General features: G+C 40.4%; 17 protein-coding genes. 6 read left to right on the forward strand and 11 right to left on the reverse strand.

The features are described 5' to 3' along the window. Window positions 1–22: 22 nt before the first annotated feature. The 3 genes from SKC38_RS06490 to SKC38_RS06500 are packed head-to-tail and all read left to right on the forward strand — an operon-like array spanning window position 23 to window position 4737. Window positions 23–1588: an FMN-binding glutamate synthase family protein gene (locus SKC38_RS06490; protein ID WP_377976170.1), complete on the forward strand. Its 1566-nt coding sequence runs from the start codon at window positions 23–25 to the stop codon at window positions 1586–1588. 40 nt (window positions 1589–1628) lie between these two features. After that, window positions 1629–3503: a ribosomal protection-like ABC-F family protein gene (abc-f, locus tag SKC38_RS06495; RefSeq protein WP_377976172.1), complete on the forward strand. Its 1875-nt coding sequence runs from the start codon at window positions 1629–1631 to the stop codon at window positions 3501–3503. 1 nt (window position 3504) lies between these two features. Further along, the gene (locus tag SKC38_RS06500) at window positions 3505–4737 is read left to right on the forward strand and encodes a type IX secretion system plug protein (RefSeq protein ID WP_377976174.1); all 1233 of its coding nucleotides are present in this window, start codon (window positions 3505–3507) and stop codon (window positions 4735–4737) included. Here SKC38_RS06500 and ychF read toward each other — a convergent pair. Further along, window positions 4734–5837: a redox-regulated ATPase YchF gene (ychF, locus tag SKC38_RS06505; protein ID WP_377976176.1), complete on the reverse strand. Its 1104-nt coding sequence runs from the start codon at window positions 5835–5837 to the stop codon at window positions 4734–4736. The genes SKC38_RS06500 and ychF overlap by 4 nt on opposite strands. A gap of 87 nt (window positions 5838–5924) precedes the next feature. Then, window positions 5925–6242, reverse strand: coding sequence for a DUF3276 family protein (locus SKC38_RS06510; protein ID WP_377976178.1), 318 nt, complete (start codon window positions 6240–6242; stop codon window positions 5925–5927). Between the two features lie 171 nt (window positions 6243–6413). Between SKC38_RS06510 and SKC38_RS06515 the strand changes: the two genes are divergently transcribed. Next, complete coding sequence (locus SKC38_RS06515; RefSeq protein ID WP_377976180.1) at window positions 6414–6968, forward strand: septal ring lytic transglycosylase RlpA family protein; 555 nt, start codon at window positions 6414–6416, stop codon at window positions 6966–6968. Here SKC38_RS06515 and SKC38_RS06520 read toward each other — a convergent pair whose 3' ends face one another. Next, window positions 6969–8354, reverse strand: coding sequence for a DUF4369 domain-containing protein (locus tag SKC38_RS06520; protein ID WP_377976182.1), 1386 nt, complete (start codon window positions 8352–8354; stop codon window positions 6969–6971). A 42-nt stretch (window positions 8355–8396) separates the two neighbouring features. Between SKC38_RS06520 and SKC38_RS06525 the strand changes: the two genes are divergently transcribed. Beyond that, complete coding sequence (locus SKC38_RS06525) at window positions 8397–9167, forward strand: YdcF family protein (RefSeq protein WP_377976184.1); 771 nt, start codon at window positions 8397–8399, stop codon at window positions 9165–9167. Here the strand turns inward: SKC38_RS06525 and pfkA are convergent. Continuing rightward, window positions 9164–10138 carry a 6-phosphofructokinase gene (gene pfkA, locus SKC38_RS06530; RefSeq protein WP_377976186.1) on the reverse strand — a complete coding sequence of 325 codons (975 nt, stop codon included), beginning with the start codon at window positions 10136–10138 and terminating at the stop codon, window positions 9164–9166. The genes SKC38_RS06525 and pfkA overlap by 4 nt on opposite strands. Window positions 10139–10290: 152 nt before the next feature. Between pfkA and SKC38_RS06535 the strand changes: the two genes are divergently transcribed. Further along, window positions 10291–11361 carry a M42 family metallopeptidase gene (locus SKC38_RS06535; protein WP_377976188.1) on the forward strand — a complete coding sequence of 357 codons (1071 nt, stop codon included), beginning with the start codon at window positions 10291–10293 and terminating at the stop codon, window positions 11359–11361. Window positions 11362–11557: 196 nt separating this feature from the next. Here SKC38_RS06535 and SKC38_RS06540 read toward each other — a convergent pair whose 3' ends face one another. The 7 genes from SKC38_RS06540 to rhaT all read right to left on the reverse strand — a co-directional run bounded on the left by SKC38_RS06540 (window position 11558) and on the right by rhaT (window position 20554). Continuing rightward, window positions 11558–13675: a S9 family peptidase gene (locus tag SKC38_RS06540; RefSeq protein ID WP_377976190.1), complete on the reverse strand. Its 2118-nt coding sequence runs from the start codon at window positions 13673–13675 to the stop codon at window positions 11558–11560. A 68-nt stretch (window positions 13676–13743) separates the two neighbouring features. Continuing rightward, complete coding sequence (gene leuB, locus SKC38_RS06545) at window positions 13744–14817, reverse strand: 3-isopropylmalate dehydrogenase (protein ID WP_377976192.1); 1074 nt, start codon at window positions 14815–14817, stop codon at window positions 13744–13746. Between the two features lie 10 nt (window positions 14818–14827). Further along, the gene (locus tag SKC38_RS06550) at window positions 14828–16339 is read right to left on the reverse strand and encodes an alpha-isopropylmalate synthase regulatory domain-containing protein (RefSeq protein ID WP_377976194.1); all 1512 of its coding nucleotides are present in this window, start codon (window positions 16337–16339) and stop codon (window positions 14828–14830) included. A gap of 5 nt (window positions 16340–16344) precedes the next feature. Continuing rightward, window positions 16345–16935, reverse strand: a complete 591-nt coding sequence (leuD, locus tag SKC38_RS06555; protein WP_377976196.1) for a 3-isopropylmalate dehydratase small subunit — start codon at window positions 16933–16935, stop codon at window positions 16345–16347. 18 nt (window positions 16936–16953) lie between these two features. After that, complete coding sequence (leuC, locus tag SKC38_RS06560) at window positions 16954–18357, reverse strand: 3-isopropylmalate dehydratase large subunit (RefSeq protein WP_377976198.1); 1404 nt, start codon at window positions 18355–18357, stop codon at window positions 16954–16956. A gap of 132 nt (window positions 18358–18489) precedes the next feature. Further along, the gene (locus SKC38_RS06565; RefSeq protein ID WP_377976200.1) at window positions 18490–19497 is read right to left on the reverse strand and encodes a GntR family transcriptional regulator; all 1008 of its coding nucleotides are present in this window, start codon (window positions 19495–19497) and stop codon (window positions 18490–18492) included. Between the two features lies 1 nt (window position 19498). Further along, entirely contained in the window at window positions 19499–20554 is a 1056-nt protein-coding gene (gene rhaT / locus SKC38_RS06570) for an L-rhamnose/proton symporter RhaT (protein WP_377976202.1), read from the reverse strand. Between the last annotated feature and the right edge of the window lie 2 nt (window positions 20555–20556).

Genomic DNA, 20556 nt, shown 5'->3' on the forward strand with positions numbered 1-20556 from the left:
TTTGTTCTAAAATCATCAACAAATGGAAATCAATCAATGGGTAAACTCAGCTTGGTTCTGGGTCGGAATTGTTTTAGTAGCCGTTATCATCCGTGACGTATTCGTTCAAAAAAGTCACACCATCACACATAATTTTCCTATCGTTGGGCATATACGTTATTGGCTCGAGCAAATAGGTCCTGAATTGCGACAATATATTGTTGCCAATAACCGGGAAGAATTACCTTTCAACCGACAAGAACGTTCTTGGATTTATGCCTCATCCAAAAACGAGAATAACTTACAAGGATTTGGAACCGATCAAGACTTTAATTCACCGGGCTATATCTTCATCAAGAATGCCATGATGGGTTATAATCCTCCAGCAAATCATCCAAGCAAGAAAAACCCTGGCGTTTTGCCTGCAACAAAGGTAATCGGGCAATACCATAACCGTAAAAGACCTTTTCGACCCTACTCGGTTGTCAATATATCAGGAATGAGTTATGGTTCCCTTTCGGCAAAAGCCGTTGAATCATTAAACAAAGGAGCCCAATTAGCTGGTTGCTACCACAATACGGGAGAAGGTTCATTATCTCCATATCACCAGTTTGGCGCAGATGTTGTTTTGAATATCGGAACGGCCTATTTTGGTGTAAGAGAATTAGATGGAACTTTCTCGATGGATAAATTGAAGCAAAAAGTGGAGGAGAATCCACAGCTTCGCGCCATCGAATTAAAATTGTCTCAAGGCGCTAAACCTGGTAAAGGAGGCATGTTGCCAGCCTCGAAAATCAACCAAGAAATTGCGGAAATTCGCCATATTCCCATGGGCAAAGACGCAATCTCTCCTGCTTTCCATGCGCAATTCAGCAATGTCCCAGAAATGGTGAATTTCATCGAATCCATGGCCAATGAAACTGGCTTGCCTGTAGGTGTAAAATCAGCCATTGGAAAATTAGAACAATGGGAAGAACTAGCCGCATATATGGCTAAAACAGGCAAAGGACCCGATTTCATCACGATTGATGGTGGCGAAGGAGGAACAGGCGCCGCACCACACGCTTTTGCGGATCACGTATCAATGCCTTTTACATTTGCATTTGCTAAAGTTTATCAGATATTTCAGCGCCATGATTTGACCGACAAGATCTATTTCATTGCTTCCGGGAAATTAGGTTTCCCTGAAAAAGCCTTGTTGGCCTTCGCCATGGGTGCCGATTCCATCAATATCGCCCGCGAAGCCATGATGTCCATCGGTTGTATTCAGGCTCAAAAATGCCATACCAATCATTGCCCTACGGGGATTGCAACTTCCAATAAATGGTTACAAGCTGGGATTGACATCACCTTAAAAAGTGAGCGTTATTACCGGTATCATTACACCTTAGTAAAAGAAATAGCTGAAATCACACATGCCTGTGGTTATGAGCATCCTTGCCAAATGACGATGGATGACATCGAACTTTCGATGGGCGACAACAACCGAACAATGACTTTATCCAAAGCTTACGGATATCACAAAACACCGATTGCTTATGATAATTTCAATGACTTGTTAGCCTGCCCACATTTAGGAGGAGCAAATGCACGAAATCGTTTGGCCTGATAGACCTGTGGATTGAAGATAAACGATTATCTTTGCATTCATGTTATCAATATCCAATCTAAATTTCTATTTCGGTAGTCGGGCCCTATACGAAGGAGCCAATCTTCACATCAAACCTAAAGCGAAAATTGGCCTCATTGGGGCGAATGGTACAGGTAAATCAACCTTGCTTCGCTTAATTTCAGGTGAATACACACCAGATGGAGGGAATATCTCGAAGTCGGGCGATTGTACCATCGGATTTTTAAATCAAGATCTACTCTCCTACCAAACGGATGATAGTATTTTGGAGGTGGCGATGCAGGCGTTTGGCCGCCAACTAGAACTTCAGAAGGAGATTGACCAAGTCTTATATAAGATGGAAACAAATTATGAGGACAAGGATGTGGATTTACTTGCCAAATTACAAGAGGAATTCGAACGTTTAGATGGCTATACGATTCAGTCTAAAACCGAAGAAATTCTGGAAGGATTGGGCTTCAATACGGATGATTTAAATCGGCCTTTGCGACTTTTCTCTGGAGGATGGCGTATGCGGGTGATGTTGGCCAAATTACTTTTACAAAAACCTTCCCTATTATTACTCGATGAGCCGACCAACCACTTGGACTTACCGTCGATTGAATGGGTAGAAAATTACATTCACGATTACGAAGGCGCCATTGTGGTTGTTTCCCATGATCGTTATTTCTTAGATCGTACGATTGATCATATTGCTGAGGTATCTGGTGCAAAAATCACTTTATACCCTGGAAATTATTCCTATTACACGGAGGAAAAATCCTTGCGTAACGAAATACAAAAGGGAGCTTTTGAAAACCAACAAGCTCAAATTCGTCAAACGGAACGTTTTATCGAGCGCTTTAAAGCGAAGGCTTCCAAATCGCGTCAAGTACAATCCCGTGTAAAAGCATTGGAAAAGATCGACATTATTGATGATGTCATCGATGAAAAAGCGAAGGTAAATTTCAAATTCAATTTTGGGACAGAACCTGGCCGTTTTATCTTGTTTTTAGAGGATATCTCAAAAGCCTATGGCGAAAAGGTTATCTTGAAAAAAACTTCTGCTACGATTAACAGAGGAGATAAAATTGCTTTGATTGGCGCGAATGGTAAAGGGAAATCGACCTTATTACGTGTCATTTCTGGTACTGAACAAATTGAAGGAGAGCGTAGAACAGGTCACAATGTGATTGAATCCTTTTTTGCGCAACATCAATTAGAGAGTTTGAACGTAGAAAATACCTTAATCGATGAATTAAAGGCAACAGGTACTACGAAAACCGAAATGGAATTGCGTAGTGTCTTGGGCTGTTTCTTGTTCTCTGGAGAAGAAGTATTCAAAAAGATCAAGGTATTGTCTGGGGGTGAAAAATCCCGCGTGGCATTGGCGAAGGTATTGATTTCGGAGGCCAACTTCCTTTTACTCGATGAGCCGACCAATCACTTGGACATGCAGTCGGTGAATATCTTAATCCAAGCCTTGCAACAATACGAAGGAACTTACGTAGTCGTTTCCCACGATCGTTATTTCATCTCGAATATTGCGAATAAGATTTGGTACATCGAAGATCATGAGATTAAAGAATATCCAGGTTCGTTCGATGAATATGAGACTTGGATGGCAAGCAGACCTACGAATCAATCGACTGCCAAAGCGGTTGTTGCTAAGCCAAAGCCAGAATTAGCTCCCGTTGAACATAAACCTGTCAATCAAAATACAGCAAAGGCTATTGAGAAGTTGGAGAATCAAATCATGGAATTGGAACAGGAAATTGAGCAGATTGAAAACGAGATGGCCAGCGTAGCTGCGGACTCAAAATTTGATGAGCTTAAGGCTTTGGAAAGCAAACGCCATGCGGTGCAAGTGAAACTTGAAGAAACAACTGCCGAATGGGAGTTATTAATTGGCTAATATGCGAAGCGCCCTATTCATCGTTTTATTGATTTCATTCCAATTAACTGCAATAGGGCAATTACAAAATCGAATTGTTGATCCGAAAATTAAGAGTGTTTATCTAAGTCAGTTAGTTCCGCATGAGCTCATTCAGGCACAGCCGAGTTTTGACATTAGCGCTCAAGGGAATTATTTATTGCTGGATGACTTATCCCTGCAGAATCGTAATTCGCTCTATTTGCGTGTGATTCATTGCCAGTCGGACTGGACGGCTTCACCCCTTTCAGACATCGAGTTTCTTCAGGATTTCAATGATATCCCAGTCCGTGATTCACAAGCTTCCATGGGTACCAAAGTACCTTATCGGCATTATCAAATAGCCTTACCACGTGTAAAGCTGGCAGGAAATTATGTAGTCATGTTATATAATCGAGCCAAAAGGGATACGATCCTCACGCAGCGCTTTTGTGTATATTCACAGGAATTGACCGTTGCTACCCAAGTTCGATTTGGTCGGAGCAATGCATTACGCAGTACACATCAAAACCTAGACATAAAACTAAAATACCCAAACGGACTCATGCTAAATGCGGCGGAGGATCTAAAAATCTATGTAAAGCAAAATGAAATCATTCAAAATCAACTGCCGAAAATGCCAACAGGAATCATTAATCCGATGGAACAGAGCATTAGTTTCCCAACCTATGAAAACGAGCAAGCCATCGCTGGCGGAAACGAATATCGATTAGTTGACCTTCGAAGTACGCAACAAAAATTAAGTTTCATCGATTATTGGGATGTTAAGGAAAACGAAACGCGTTTATATACCCAATTAGAAAACCCACAAGGGAACTATGCGTATGTACAGCGAAATGACAGCAATGGTGCGTATGTTATCGAGAACTACGAAAATGCCAATAATCCGCTTTATGCTGATTATGTCACATGTACTTTTCGCTTAAAAGCCACTAAACAATTGGAACCAATCTATGTCTGCGGGGCATTTAATCAGTTTCAGAAAACAACTGAAAATGAAATGCATTACAATGAAAGCACAGGGATATATGAGGCTAGCATTCAATTGAAACAAGGAATTTACAATTACCGATTTGAAACAAAAAACCCTTCCAATTACTTAGAAGGGAATTATGCTCAAACCGAAAATAGTTATGAAATCTTTGTATACCTACGTAAACCAGGTAAGCGATACGATGAATTAATCGGGTATCAAAGAGTCAACTCGATCAATTAAACGTTGAATCTAAAGTGCATGATGTCACCATCATGAACGATGTAATCTTTTCCTTCAACACTTAGCTTACCTGCTTCTTTGCAAGCCGCTTCACTTTTATAGGTTTGGTAGTCGGCAAATTTAATCACCTCCGCCCGGATAAATCCACGCTCAAAGTCGGTATGAATCACACCAGCCGCTTGCGGAGCTTTCCAACCCTTTTGAATTGTCCAAGCACGAACTTCTTGAACACCTGCCGTAAAGTAGGTAATCAAATTAAGCAAAGCATAAGAACTACGAATCAATTTGCTTAAACCTGATTCCGTTAAACCGTATTCATCTAGAAACATTTGACGCTCCTCTACATCTTCAATTTCAGAAATTTGGGCTTCTAATGCTGCACATACAACGATAACTTCTGCTTGCTCCGCTGCTACATTTGCACGTAATGCATCTACAAATTCATTACCTCCTTTCGTCAAAGAAGCCTCATCCACATTGGCAACGTAGATTACGGGCTTGTCTGTCAACAAACATAAATCGCCAACTGCAACCTCACGTAAATCTGCATCCATCACAACGGTACGTGCCGATTTTCCTTCTTCCAGTGTTGCTTTAAACTGTTGCAAAGCGGCAAACTCTTGTTTTGCTTTGGCGTCACCATTTTTTGCAGCACGTTCAGTTTTTTGAATTTTCTTATCGATTGATTCCAAATCTTTCAATTGCAATTCCATGTCGATAATTTCCTTATCTGAAATTGGATTCACGCGGCCTTCTACGTGAATGATGTTTTCATCCTCGAAACAACGAACTACGTGAATGATTGCATCCACTTCACGAATATTCGCAAGGAACTTATTGCCAAGTCCTGCACCTTGAGAAGCACCTTTCACCAAACCAGCGATATCTGTAAATTCAATCACGGTTGGTAAAATACGATTTGGCTTAACGAATTCAGCTAATACATTTAATCGGTCATCTGGAACCGTAACGATACCCACATTAGGCTCGATCGTACAGAACGGGTAGTTGGCCGCTTCAGCTTTGTTCGAAGATATTGCACTAAATAAAGTTGATTTTCCTACGTTAGGTAAGCCAACAATTCCACAAGTTAATCCCATATATAAATTTAATAAGCTGCAAAAATACGGCTAAAAATGAAAAAAGCCTCCGATTTCTCAGAGGCTTTTCAAAAATAATCGAATATCTTATTCCCACTTCAGGTCAGTCCCTCCAAATTCGTCTTCGTCGCGATTAAACTGAGTAAAATCCACATCGGGCATCAATTCGGTTTTCACATGATTAACAGCTTCATTAAGGCCTTCTACAAATTTGTCAAAGTCTTCTTTATATAGGAACATTTTATGTTTTTCATAAACAAAACCATCTTCTTTTTGGTGCCGACGGCTTTCTGTGATTGTTATGTAATAATCTTGTGAACGGGTAGATTTTACATCGAAAAAATAAGTTCTTTTACCTGCACGGATTCGTTTTGAAAACAATTCTTCTCTATCTCTTTCTTCCACTGTAAATGTAATTTGGTTTGACAATGTGTAAATCTACTATTATTTCTTATTCACTCAAAGATATTGAATGCTTTTTCAGTCCTTACAGCAAGAATTTATTGCATTATTTTAACAATATTTTTAATTCCCACAATAAAAGTCAAACTTTGAATTGAATTTAGTTGAACACGCATGCGTACAATCCTAGTAATAATCCTTTTATTTGCCTCCTTGAGCCCTTTTCGTGGGTTTACTCAGGAACTTGGTGATGAAAGCTATGGCATCGCATCTTTCTATTCAAAATCCTTTTATAATAAGCGAACGGCCAATCAAGAATTATTGCGCAAAACAGAATACACGGCTGCTCACCGCTTGTTTCCGTTTAATACCTTAGTCGAGGTAACCAACATCTACAATAAAAAAAGTGTGGTTGTTCGTATTAATGATCGGGGGCCCTATAAACGAGGACGTATCATTGATTTAACAGAAGCGGCAGCTAAGAAAATTAATCTTCGAAAAGTGGGTTTAGCCAAAGTGAAGATTAAAATCATTGGGTTTGAAAATGAGCTGATGCTTATCCCCTACCACCAATTGGAATTAGAAACTACGCCGAAGTTCAGCAAAAAATTCTATCAAAAAACGCGTCTTAAATACAAAAAGAAATATCGCATTAAGCCTCGAATCAAGCATAAGCGCTACCTAAAAAAAGGTAAAAAGCCGAAAAGCAAAATGCGCATTCAGCGTTAATTATTTCCGCTTGCCTTCATAAAACTTTAAGAAGTCTTGTATCTTATCGACAGGAATTCTTTTCCCAATGATGTTTTTCGATTTATCTAATATATAAACCACCGGCGTGGCGTAAGCATCAAAGGTCTTTTGGAAATCGGTATAGTATTCTTCCTTTCCTGTTTTCGCGTTGATATGTATATCGATACCATTCTTCCAGTTTTGAATCTTAAACTCCTCGATAAACTTTTTCCACATCACTTTATCACGCACCAAACAAGCTGCTAATACGGCAATATTTTTCGATTTAAAATAAGCATCTTGCTTCAATAATTTAGGCGTTTCTTCTTTGCAATGGCTACAATCGGGATCGTAGATAAATAGAATCGTATAATTCGCCTGTATTGATGACGTAGTTAACAATTTCCCCGAAGGATCTGTTAAAAACATTTCAGGAATACGCTTCCCGATTAACAAGGGTTTGATAATTGCAATTCGTTCTTTCATCTTTCGAACGGTCGTTGTATCCCACATTTGCGGTTCCCCAATGTAATATTTCTCAGCTAAATGAACGAATGCACCATCCGTCCCAACGACATTGTGATTTTCATAGGTACTAGCAATTTTATAAACGACATACTTCCGCATGGCTTGGTTCTTAATTCCAGCCAATAATCGATCGGCGTCTTTCGATATCGAATCGGATTCTTGAACCACGAGGTCTTCAAAATATTTGTCAATTTTCTTCTGTAAAAAAGGCGTTCTGATAAATCGTTCATCATTCAAATCAACATTATCGAAATAATGCTTTTTATAATACGTGAACTGAAACTTGTATAAATCACTACTATCTTTTGAAGTTTTCACTGGTTTTGAATAAGCAGGAATTTCTGGTTCTAAACTAGCCTGAATCAATTTTGACACAAATAATTTCGAGTGATCAAATATCCATTTCTTTTGAATTTTAGCCATCTCGGTACGTAATTGTTCAGGCTTTTGCTTCCCTTGCAAGCCTAAATATGCTGCCGTCATATCTTTTTGAAATGCATAGAAAGCTTCATTTTCAGGACTTTGCTGAATTTTCATTTGGCCTACAACATCCGATGTATCTGTTTCAAAGGAAAAATTCGCATTGCCAATCACCAAATCAAAATACTTATTCTTATTAAAGGAAACAAGGTATAAACCTTCATCCAAAGTTTCTGAACCGCTAAAAACAAATCGACCGCTACTATCAACTTGTGCCGTATCCTTGATAACTTGTTGGCTCGCCCCAAAATAATGCGCCAAATACACCTCGGTATTTTGCAGACCCTTGATTTTACCTTTGATTTCAAAAGCAATATTCTGTGCCTTAGCACTAAATAGACCAACAAAAAGAAGCAATACGAATAAGAGGACTTTCATAAAATTTAGGCTAATTTTAATAATCTTAATTTCAAAAATACAATGTTTTTCACGCTATCTAAAATAATTGATTTTTTACTTTTACCAATTACTTGGATTATTCTATCCGCATGCCTCATTGCATTTACAAAAAGGCAGAAAATAAAAACGATAGCTGGAATTTTCTTGATTAGTCTGTTGATTTTAGGTTCCAATACACTCATTGTCAATTCACTATATTCCGCTTACGAAATCCCTCAAACACAAGCAAAAAATCATTATCCCCTAGCTATTGTTTTAGGCGGAGGAATGATTCGCGAGCCACAAGAGGATCCTAGTAGAATCAATGTAGGAGAAAGTGCGGATCGCTTTATGCAAGCTGCCCTATTGTATAAACAAGGAATGGTCGACCAAATTCTGATCACGGGTGGAAATACATCGATTGGAAACCTCAAGATCGACCAAAGTAATGAAACGGAACAAGTCAAACGGATATTAGTCGCGATGGCAATACCTGCCGATAAAATAATCATGGAAAAGCAGGCAAAAAATACTTACGAAAATGCAAGAAATTGTAGAGCAATCATCGATTCTTTGGCATTGAAACAACCAGCAGTATTGATTACTTCAGCTTACCACATGCGTCGTTCGATGGCGTGCTTTAGCAAACAAGGAATTCAGGTAATTCCTTATTCGGTTGATAGCAAGAAAAAGGACACCCAATTAGGTGTCCTTGAATGTATTATTCCTTCTGAGCGAGAACTTTATAAATTATCTGTACTCGTTAGAGAGATGTTTGGATTCGTTATCTATCGAATCATGGGTTATGCCTAAGTAGACAAAATTTCCACCATGCGAATTAAATCTTCTGAAACGGGCTTCTTTTTGGTAATTGTATCATGAAATGGCGTGTAAACCAATTGATTATTAATCACACCAGCCATCACATTTTTCTCGCCACGTAACAAGCCTTCCAAAGCACCTAAGCCTAAACGAGATGCCAAAATACGATCTTGTGCTGTAGGGATACCACCACGTTGAATGTGTCCCAAAGTCGTTACACGAATATCGATTTTGTTACCCATTTTCTCGCGAATCTTTTTCGCAACAATTTGAGCATTTCCTTCTTCGTCACCTTCAGCAACTACTACAATGGAAGATGATTTTTGCTTAGCAAAACCATTGTTTAATATCGTAACGATTTCATCAACCGGTGTTAAATTTTCCGGAATCATTAAAGCTTCCGCCCCACCCGCAATACCACATTGAACAGCAATATAACCTGAATCACGGCCCATTACTTCAATAAAAAACACACGATCATGCGAATCTGCCGTATCACGAATTTTATCAATGGCATCTAAAGCCGTGTTCACAGCCGTATCATAACCAATTGTATAATCAGTTCCGTATAAATCATTATCGATGGTACCAGGTGCACCTACCGTTGGAATTTTGAATTCATTAAAGAATATCTCAGCTCCCGTAAAAGTTCCGTTTCCACCAATCGCTACGAGGCCTTCAATCCCTAACTCTTGTAACTTATCATAGGCTTTTTGACGGCCTTCTGTTGTCATAAATTCTTTTGAACGAGCAGATTTTAAAATCGTTCCACCACGTTGAATAATATTGCTAACGGACTGTGAATTTAACGGGATAATATCCCCTTTGATCATACCATTGTATCCGCGAATAATTCCATAAACTTCTACTCCATGATAGGCAGCACCACGCACAATTGCACGAATACACGCATTCATTCCGGGAGCGTCACCACCTGAGGTAAATACAGCTATTTTCTTCATCAATCTATTTTTAAATACATGTTACCATGAAAATCTACCAAAAATACGATTTTAATCGTTTAATACACAAAAATAACCTAGATTTTGAATCGATTTTTTATAAAATTCATCTATAAAGTTTTGTAATTTGCAGGAATTAAAAAATGATGATTATGTCTAAAACAGCTAACGATTTCTTATATAGTTATTTAAACAATGCTTCGCCTACAGGCTTTGAATCTTCAGGCCAACAAATTTGGTTGGACTACCTTAAACCTTACATCGACGAAAAAATTATCGATACGTATGGTACAGCCGTGGGTGTTATCAATCCCGGACAGCCTTATAAAGTAGTCATTGAAGCGCATGCCGATGAAATTTCTTGGTTCGTCAATTACATTGATGACAACGGATATTTATTTCTTCGTCGGAACGGAGGCTCTGACGCCTTAATCGCTCCTTCCATGCGTGCGAATATTCATACCAAAGAAAAAGTCGTAAAGGGAATTTTCGGTTGGCCTGCCATCCATGTGCGCGATCTAGCCAAAGACAAGGCTCCTTCGATTGACGATATATTCATCGACTGCGGTGCTGCGAACAAGAAGGAAGTAGAAGAAATGGGCATTCACGTGGGAACGGTTGTAACATTTGAAGATGGTCTTACGGAATTAAATAACAAATATTTAGTGGGCCGTGCCTTAGACAACCGCATTGGAGGCTATATGATCGCGCAAGTAGCGCGTAAATTGAAAGAGAATAACATTCAATTACCTTTTACGCTTTATGTGGTAAACTCGGTACAAGAAGAGATTGGATTACGCGGTGCGGAAATGATTGTTCGCCGATTAAAACCGGATTTGGCATTCATTACCGATGTGACGCATGATACACAATCGCCCATGTACAACAAGAAAACCCAAGGTGATATGTCATGTGGCAAAGGTCCAGTGATTTGCTATGGCCCTGCCGTACAAAATAATGTGCGTGATTTCATTATCGATGTGGCCAAAGAAAACAACATCGATTTCCAGCGCCAAGCCGTTTCACGTTCTACAGGAACGGATACAGATTCCTTCGCTTATGCAACAGAAGGCGTTGCGTCAGCTTTGATATCACTACCTTTAAAATACATGCACACAACCGTGGAAACCATTGCCAAAAGCGATATGGAGGCGGTTATAGAGTTAATCTATCAATCGTTGTTGAAGGTGAAGGGGAATGAGGATTGGAGGTATTTTAGTTAGTGGTCAGTGGTCAGTAGTCAGTGGTCAGAAAAGTTAATTAGAATACTGTCAACTAATCGCTGGTTACTGACCACTGACCACTGACCACTGACTACTGACTACTGACTACTGACTACTGACCACTGACTACTGACTACTGACTACTGACCACTGACTACTGACCACTGACCACTGACTACTGACCACTGACTACTGACTACTGATTTAAATATCTCGCAAAAAACTCCCACGTCCTCAACATCTGATCAATCCGCTGCCGGTTATTACCCGCACGGGTAATCTCATGTGAGGCACCTGGATGACGCACATATTCCACGGTTCTGCCCATTTGCTTTAAACTCTTATATAACATCTCACTTTGAATGACACCCGTCCGTAAATCATTCTCGCCGTGGAAGATGATTAATGGCGTTTTAATTTGCGAAACATAGGTCATCGGCGACTCACGATCCAAAATAGCACGTGTTGCCTTCTCCCAAGGATAACCCCCAAAATAATTCGGTACCAATCGCCAAGCATTACCTTCTCCAAAGAATGTAGACAATTCATACACACCTCGCTGTGATGCAGCAACTTTAAAGCGGTTGGTATGTCCCACGATCCAAGCAACTAAATATCCCGCATAAGAACCTCCTGTGACTGCTAAACGTGTGGTATCCGCCCAACCTTCCTTAATAGCTAAATCAGTCGCCTGCATCACATCCGACATCGGTCCTGCTCCCCAATCCTTCACATTACTTGCCATAAATGGTGTACCATATCCTCCACTACCCCGGGGATTGCAATACACAACACCCCAACCTTTGGATGTGTAATACTGAAACTCATGCCACATACTAGCTTCACCTGTTCCCCACATCGCAGTAGGTCCTCCATGTATTTCAACAACTAGGGGATATTTCTTACCCGCTACATACCCAGCCGGTTTCATTACCCAATAATCAATCGTTTGACCAATTTTATTCACGAATGTATGCTTATCCGCTTTGGTAATTAATTTATCCTTTAACCAATTTGTATTAAAATCTGTAAGTACTGCCTCTTTCTTATCAAACATGCGATAAAGTTCTGACGGATTATCAATCGAGGTCTTCGCATAAATCAACTCCTCGCCTTCTTGATCAAAACCCAAAACCCCATCTGACGTGGAAGTCAATGTTTCAAATTCACCTCTGGGAATGGAATAAGCCATTAACGTAACCGCACCATGATCCTGCACCGTTAAGTATAGCCATGCATCTGGCGCAGCAAATTTGACCTGCGTAATCACACGATCCATTTTTACTTCCTGTATCTGACCCGTTGCCAACGTTAAAATTTTTAAAACGGGATTCGAAACTCCCGTTGCCTTGGATTCAAAATAGGCTAATTTTTCGCCTGAAGTACTTAAGGATATATTTGAAAAGCGATAGCCGGGTTTGATCAAGACCGACTTATAGGTTTTTGTTTTAGAGTCATAACGAACCATTTGACTCTCTAAGACCTTGTCCGGATGTGTCAACGAATCAGCGGGGAGAATAACTAAGAACTCTGACTCATTGATTTGCTCCCAGTCCAACCAACGATGTAAAGGATTATTCAACATTACGGGTTTTGCCCCTTCATGCAAAGGCATAGAATAAATAGCTGATAACTGGATCTCTCCTGATGTTGTCATCTCTTCTTGAAACTGCAATCGGTTAATCACTTTGGCCTTTTTATCCTTTTCATTCTGTGCTAAATATGCACGAACTTCTTCTAAAGTACCGTTCGGATTTGGATTAGCCTTGGATACAAATGCAGCGTTAGCCACATTAGGTTTCTCTAAATTCCAGGATGGAACCAAGCGATGTGGGTTGACCAAGGTATCCGAATAAAAGTCCTTTAAGGATATTCCGGATTGATAATATAAGCGACCATCATGTTTAGATATCGATGGATTTTGAACCGCCACAGGCGAATTTGTCAATGCCAATGGTTCTCCGCCCGACAAACTCAAGCGATATACCTGCGACTTATTTCCCAAATCACGCGTAAATAAAATGGATTTACCATCAGGGCTCCAAGTAGCTCCTGAAATAGAATATTTACCAAATGTCAATTGCCGACTCTTTTTAGTTTCCATTTCACCCACATATAAATGTGTCTGGTAAACAAAATCCCCTTTCACATCGGGATCATCTACAACGGAAGTCATAGTAAATAAATAACTCCGACCATCTGGTGAAAACGTCGGCTTCCCCACCGTTTTGATTTTGAGCATATCAGTTACTTGAATAGCTTGTTGGGCCCATGCCCCAAAAGAAACAAAAAGAAATAAAATGAGTAAACGCATCTGACAAAAAAATAAGGCTTGCGAAATATGTCGCAAGCCTTAAAATTAGAAAATAAAAGATGAATTGATTAAATCAATTTAAGAATTTCTTCACCAATCGCATCTGTTCCTAAAATCAACGATTTGTCGGTAGACGCATCAGCGATATCACCTGTACGGTAACCTTTCTTCAACACCTGATCTACGGCATTAATCACAGCTTCCGACTCAGCTTTCATACCGAAGGAAATATCCAACAATAAAGCTGCAGATAATACCGATGCCATTGGATTCGCTAATCCTTTACCCGTAATGTCATGCGCAGAACCGTGAATCGGCTCATAAACACCCGTTCCATCACCGATAGAAGCAGATGCCAACATCCCCATCGAACCTGCAATTTGAGAAGCCTCATCCGTTAAGATATCTCCAAATAAGTTGGCCGTAACCACCACATCAAAACGCTTTGGATCTTTGATTAACAACATCGCTGTTGCATCTACGAATTGGTATTCAACAGTTACATCTGGGTATTCTAATGCCAATTTTTGAATTTCTTCACGCCACAAACGTGATGATTCCAATACGTTGGCCTTATCTACCGAAACTAAATGCTTCTTACGCGTACGAGCTGCTTCAAATGCTTTGCGACCAATGCGCTCAACTTCATAACGGCTGTATTCAGCAACGTCATAAGCTGTATCTCCATTGTTTTTGCGGCCTTTTTCGCCGAAATAAATATCCCCCGTTAATTCACGGAAGAATAAAATATCTGCTCCTTTCAAGATTTCAGGCTTGATGCTAGATGCCGACAATAATTCATCGAACAATTTGATCGGACGTAAATTCGCATAAAGGCCTAATTCCTTACGCATTTTCAACAAACCTTGCTCAGGACGAACCTTTGCAGAAGGATCATTGTCATATTTTGGATGTCCTACAGCACCGAAAAGTACCGCATCAGACGCTTTCATTTTTACTAAAGTTTCTGCTGGAAGCGCATCACCCGTAGCTTCAATCGCAACGTGGCCAATTAAAGCCTCATCATAGGTGAAATCATGGCCAAATTTCGCCGCAATTTTCTCCAATACTTTTTTACCTACTTCGGTTACTTCTTGTCCAATTCCATCACCTGGAACGATTAAGATATGTTTTTTTGCCATGATATGTTTATTAAATCAAATTCAACATTTTTTGGGTCGCCTTGATGGCAGACACCGTTTGGTCACAATCCAGACCTCTTGTTATCAATTCTTTGCCACCATGATTCCACGTAATAATGGTCTCACATAATGCATCAGACTCACCTCCTGGCGGAATGCGCACCGCATAATCCGTCAACTGAGCTAATTTCTGCCCGTTTTTCTCAAAAATGATAGCCAAGGCATGCATGAACGCATCGTATTGACCATCCCCTTGCGCATGTTCCTCGAAGATCTCCCCATCAACCGAAATTTTCAGGGTTACTGAAGGACGTAAGTCTTTGGAATGCGTTAATACATAATTCAATACCTGCACACGCTCCTCAATCGCATCTGAATCCAAGACATCTGAAATGATGTATGGCAAATCATTTTGAGTAACAACCTCCTTGCGGTCGCCTAACTCAATGATACGCTGCGTTACTTTCTTCAAATCTGAATCAGACAATTGAATGCCTAGGGCAGCTAAATTATTCTCAATATTCGCTTTACCCGATGTTTTACCCAAGGCGTATTTACGCTCACGGCCAAAACGCTCCGGCATCAACTCATTGAAATACAGATTATTTTTCTTGTCCCCATCCGCATGAATTCCTGCTGTTTGGGTAAATACATTCTCCCCTACAACCGGTTTATTTGCCGGAATACGGAAACCCGAGAAGGTTTCCACTAATTTACTAACTGAATAGAGTGACTTTTCACAAACGGATGTCTTCACATCTTTTTGGTAGTCATTCAAAACAGCAATAACGGATGCCAAAGGAGCATTTCCAGCTCGTTCGCCCATGCCATTCACCGTCAAGTGTAAACCATGAATACCGTTACGAACCGCTTCCAGCGCATTCGCAGTTCCTAAATCATAGTCATTATGTGCATGAAAATCGAAATGTGTATTAGGATAACGCGCAACCAATTCCTTGATATATTCACCTGTTTCCCAATAGGTCAAAACGCCCAAAGTATCCGGCAATAACACACGTTTAACAGGTAATTGCGTAATGAAATCCAAATAACGTAAGACATATTCTTTCGAATTACGCATTCCATTACTCCAATCTTCTAGGTAGACATTCACCAATAAACCTTTGGAATTCGCCAATTCAATCGTTGCTTGAATTTCAGCAAAATGTTGTTCCGGCGTTTTCTTGAGTTGGTGCTGCAAATGATTCAAGGAACCTTTGGTCAACAAATTCATGACTTTGGCACCTGCATCCATCATCCATTGCACCGATGTACCACCGTCCACAAACGTTAAGACTTCCACCCGGTCTAAAAAGCCCGCCTGAGCAGCCCAGGAAGTAATTTTTTTCACCGCCTGAAATTCGCCCTCTGATACACGTGCGGACGCAATCTCAATACGATCAACCTTTAATTCAGTCAATAGCAATTGAGCAATGGTCAACTTTTCAGAAGCCGAGAAAGATACCCCGCTGGTTTGTTCACCATCCCGGAGGGTTGTATCCATGATTTCAATGTGGCGCATGAATCTTATCGCTTAGAGGCAAAATCAGCGATTTCCGACTTCATCGCTTGTAAGTAATCGATGTCATCAAAACCGTTTAACAAATTGTGTTTCTTGTAGCCATTGATCGCAAAAGATTCCGATGCACCCGTAGCTGAAATCGTGATGGTTTGCGCTGGCAAATCAACAACTAATTCCGTTTTCGGATCTTTTTCAATCGCAGTGAAAATCTCATGCAAGAATTCAGGAGAAACCTGAACCGGTAAAATCCCTACATTGATCGCATTCCCACGGAAAATATCCGCGAAGAAAGATGAAACCACACAACGGAAACCGTAATCATAAATCGCCCAAGCAGCGTGCTCACGAGATGAACCTGAACCAAAGTTCTTGCCTCCTACGAGAATCTTACCTGAATAAGTTGGGTTATTTAATACGAAATCTTGTTTGGGTTGGTCGTTCTTATCGTAACGCCAATCTCTAAATAAATTATCACCAAAACCCTTACGCTCCGTCGCTTTTAAGAAACGTGCAGGGATGATTTGGTCTGTATCTACGTTCTCGATAGGCATCGGAACGGCTGAACTTTTCAATACACTAAAACTATCGTAAGCCATCTTGCTCTAATTTAAATCTTATAAAAACTCTCTTGGATCTGTTACAACCCCAGTAATTGCTGCTGCTGCAGCTACTAAAGGACTCGCTAATAATGTGCGAGATCCAGGACCTTGACGTCCTTCAAAGTTGCGATTCGACGTACTCACTGCATATTTACCTGCAGGAATCTTGTCATCATTCATCGCTAAACATGCTGAACATCCCGGTTGGCGCAACACAAATCCCGCCTCCGTCAAAATATCCAAAATGCCCTCTTCTTTAATTTGTGCTTCCACGATATGAGAACCTGGAACAACCCATGCTGTCACATGATCAGCTTTTTTATGTCCTTTCACAATCGATGCAAAAGCTCTAAAATCTTCAATCCGACCATTTGTACAAGAACCGATAAACACATAGTCCACCTTCTTACCTATCATCGAATCATTTTCTGCAAATCCCATGTATTCCAAAGACTTCTCGTAGGTAGCAACACCACCTTCAACTTCAGAAGCTTTTGGAATATGTTTTGAGATACCCATTCCCATACCTGGATTCGTACCATAGGTAATCATTGGCTCGATATCGGAAGCTTTGAAATTGATTTCTTCATCAAATGAAGCACCAGCATCAGTTTTCAATGTTTTCCAATACGCTAATTGCGTATCCCAATCAGCGCCTTTCGGAGCCAATGGTCGGCCTTGGATATAATCAAAGGTCGTTTGATCCGGAGCAATCATACCTCCACGAGCACCCATCTCAATACTCAAGTTACAAACTGTCATACGGCCTTCCATGCTCATATTTTCAAACACGTCACCCGCATACTCAACGAAATAACCCGTTGCACCTGAAGTCGTTAACTTTGAAATGATATATAAAGCTACGTCTTTTGGCGTAACTCCTTTTCCTAATTGACCATTTACGTTGATACGCATTTTCTTAGGCTTCGGCTGCATGATGCATTGAGATGATAAAACCATCTCCACCTCAGAAGTACCTATACCAAAAGCAATCGCACCGAATGCACCGTGTGTCGACGTATGTGAATCTCCACAAACAATCGTAAAACCTGGCAACGTAATTCCATTTTCAGGTCCAACCACGTGAACGATACCGTTTTTAGGATCTCCTAATCCCCAGTGTGAAATACCGTATTTGGCAGAGTTTGTGGCTAATTGTTGTAATTGATTGGCCGACAAAGGATCTTCCACCGGTAAATGTTGGTTGATCGTAGGCGTATTATGATCCGCCGTAGCAAACGTACGTTCTGGATACATCACCCCAATTCCACGTTGCTCCAAACCTAAAAAGGCTACTGGACTTGTTACTTCATGGATAAAATGGCGATCGATAAAGAAAACATCCGGACCATCTTCGATTTTCCGAACCACGTGGGAATCCCATACTTTATCAAATAAGGTTGTTGGAGAATTGCTCATTCGTATTATTTAAATTTTTAAGCGCTTTCAATAAAATTAAGCTACAAAAATGCCGATTTTTTTACAATAATGCAAAGGATTCAGGGCATCAAATTGGAAATACACCAAATAAAATTTGGTAAATACCACAGATTACAAGGAAGATCGTTGAATAAATGAAAAGGGGTTTTCAATCTTATTGCGTGCATTGGTTTTGACCAAATCTGCTGCTAACTCCCCCATTTTGACAAAATCCGTTGAAATCGTGGAAATCCCATCGAATAACAAACGCTTGATCGGGGTCTCATTGTATGAAATCAAGCCAATATCTTTTCCTAGGCTTAATCCTTGCTGTTTGATTTGATCTAATAATTCAATCAGATCGTCCTCCATGACCGTAATAAAGGCTGTCCCTTTTTCCGGTTGGGCCTCTTCGGAAACTTTGAAATCGAAGGCATAGTCCCGACAAAAATGTTCGAAACCTTTGACGATGGCTTTGGGGTAATAGCTAGATGCTGGAAAAACCAACTGGATAGTATGATATTTCGCTAAGGCATCTTTTGCTTGCAGCAGGGTTTGATAAATATCCTTTTCGAAATTCTCATAAACGGCTCCGTAGGACCCTTGAATACCCGGCAATAACTTATCTAAAAGGATGAGCTTTTCTTTCGGGAGGGAATTGATGAAATCTACTGCGATGGAATCCCCCTCCATAAAATGCGGAATGATAACGATATGCGAATAATCCAATTCGCGTTTCGTGATGATTCGCTTGAAAAGATTAAAATCGTTGTTGTAAATATAGAAGTCGATACCCGCCATAGGCCCCATAGAGGCCACAAATGAATCGTAAATCATTTTTTTATGAACCGATAACTTATTGAATAAGAGGAATATGCGAAAATTAGCCGGGACGCTGCCGACGCTAATGAAAAATCCCTTCCCGCGCACAGATTCCACGATTCCCAGGGACTTCAAATAATTATATCCTTTCTCTACCGTTATCCGCGAGATATAATGCTCGAAACTCAATTCATTGATCGACGGCAAGACATCCCCCTGCTTGATTTTACCCGCTTGGATGCCTTCAATGATGGAATTGGCCAACTGCCGGTATTTGGGCGTGGAAGAAAACTCGTCAATATGAATCAATGAAATCAACTTATTCGCTAATTGAATTACCTAAACCTACGATTAATACAGAAACCAAAATCACGACTATACCCGTAATGACAGTACGCATCGTTTGTTTCGAAACACCTTTCCATTCCTTGAAGTAGATTCCCCAGAAATTGGAAGTTAAAATAATGGTTGCCATGTGCAAGATCCAAGAACTCGCCCCATTTCCTAATTTACTCTCCCCCATGCCGTAGAAAAAGAATTGCAAGAACCAGGTTGTACCCGCCACAGCGGCAAAAGTATAATTCATGCGCAAAGGTGCCGCCGAATCCGCATAATCGCCAAAAGACTTATTCTTGAAGTTCAAATACATGCAATAAACGAAGTTGGTCAGAAAACCACCCCATAATACCACAATAAAAATAACATTGTTCTGAAACAAAGGATCACAGCCTTTGGCAACCGCCGCTCCAGCCATATCTTTCCCTGCCTCAATACCAAAATTAAAACAAGCACTGCAAAGGCCTGAAATGGTCGCCACGATTAAACCTTTAGTTAAACTAAATTCCTTAATCGTTTCTTGTTTTTGCTCCTGTGACAATTCATTTTCCTTCATCATCCCCGCCTTGCCACACAGATATATACCAAAAACACAGACCAAGATCCCTAGCAAGACCACTTGACCTCCCGTGCTACCCGCAATGTGTGAAATCGTATCTCCTGAAACTCCTGCAAATTCACGGTAAATCGGCGGAACTAAGGCGCCAAAAATACTGCACAAGCTTAGTGCAATCGACATCCCTAATGACATCCCCAAAAAGCGCATGGCTAATCCGAATGTCAAGCCTCCGATGCCCCACAAAACGCCAAAGGTGAAAGTCCAGAAAAACACATCCGAATCCACTTGTTGGATGATGCTCATAAAATCCGGTATGGTCAAATAAGCCGCTACAATCGGGACAATCAACCAAGAAAACACCCCACCTACTAACCAAGCACTTTCCCAAGACCATACATGGATTTTACGATAAGGAATATAAAATGAGCCGGAAGCAAAACCGCCCAAAGAATGAAAAAGTAATCCTAAAATAGCACCCATAA

This window comes from Aquirufa echingensis, from assembly GCF_042714525.1.
In the GTDB taxonomy this organism is placed as follows: Bacteria; Bacteroidota; Bacteroidia; order Cytophagales; family Spirosomataceae; genus Aquirufa; species Aquirufa echingensis.

Coding starts and splice junctions, on each gene's coding strand:
- SKC38_RS06490 (WP_377976170.1), top strand. CDS start 23: ATGGAAATCAATCAATGGGTAAACTCAGCTTGGTTCTGGGTCGGAATT.
- abc-f (WP_377976172.1), top strand. CDS start 1,629: ATGTTATCAATATCCAATCTAAATTTCTATTTCGGTAGTCGGGCCCTA.
- SKC38_RS06500 (WP_377976174.1), top strand. CDS start 3,505: ATGCGAAGCGCCCTATTCATCGTTTTATTGATTTCATTCCAATTAACT.
- ychF (WP_377976176.1), bottom strand. CDS start 5,837: ATGGGATTAACTTGTGGAATTGTTGGCTTACCTAACGTAGGAAAATCA.
- SKC38_RS06515 (WP_377976180.1), top strand. CDS start 6,414: ATGCGTACAATCCTAGTAATAATCCTTTTATTTGCCTCCTTGAGCCCT.
- SKC38_RS06520 (WP_377976182.1), bottom strand. CDS start 8,354: ATGAAAGTCCTCTTATTCGTATTGCTTCTTTTTGTTGGTCTATTTAGT.
- SKC38_RS06525 (WP_377976184.1), top strand. CDS start 8,397: ATGTTTTTCACGCTATCTAAAATAATTGATTTTTTACTTTTACCAATT.
- pfkA (WP_377976186.1), bottom strand. CDS start 10,138: ATGAAGAAAATAGCTGTATTTACCTCAGGTGGTGACGCTCCCGGAATG.
- SKC38_RS06535 (WP_377976188.1), top strand. CDS start 10,291: ATGTCTAAAACAGCTAACGATTTCTTATATAGTTATTTAAACAATGCT.
- SKC38_RS06540 (WP_377976190.1), bottom strand. CDS start 13,675: ATGCGTTTACTCATTTTATTTCTTTTTGTTTCTTTTGGGGCATGGGCC.
- leuB (WP_377976192.1), bottom strand. CDS start 14,817: ATGGCAAAAAAACATATCTTAATCGTTCCAGGTGATGGAATTGGACAA.
- SKC38_RS06550 (WP_377976194.1), bottom strand. CDS start 16,339: ATGCGCCACATTGAAATCATGGATACAACCCTCCGGGATGGTGAACAA.
- leuD (WP_377976196.1), bottom strand. CDS start 16,935: ATGGCTTACGATAGTTTTAGTGTATTGAAAAGTTCAGCCGTTCCGATG.
- leuC (WP_377976198.1), bottom strand. CDS start 18,357: ATGAGCAATTCTCCAACAACCTTATTTGATAAAGTATGGGATTCCCAC.
- rhaT (WP_377976202.1), bottom strand. CDS start 20,554: ATGGGTGCTATTTTAGGATTACTTTTTCATTCTTTGGGCGGTTTTGCT.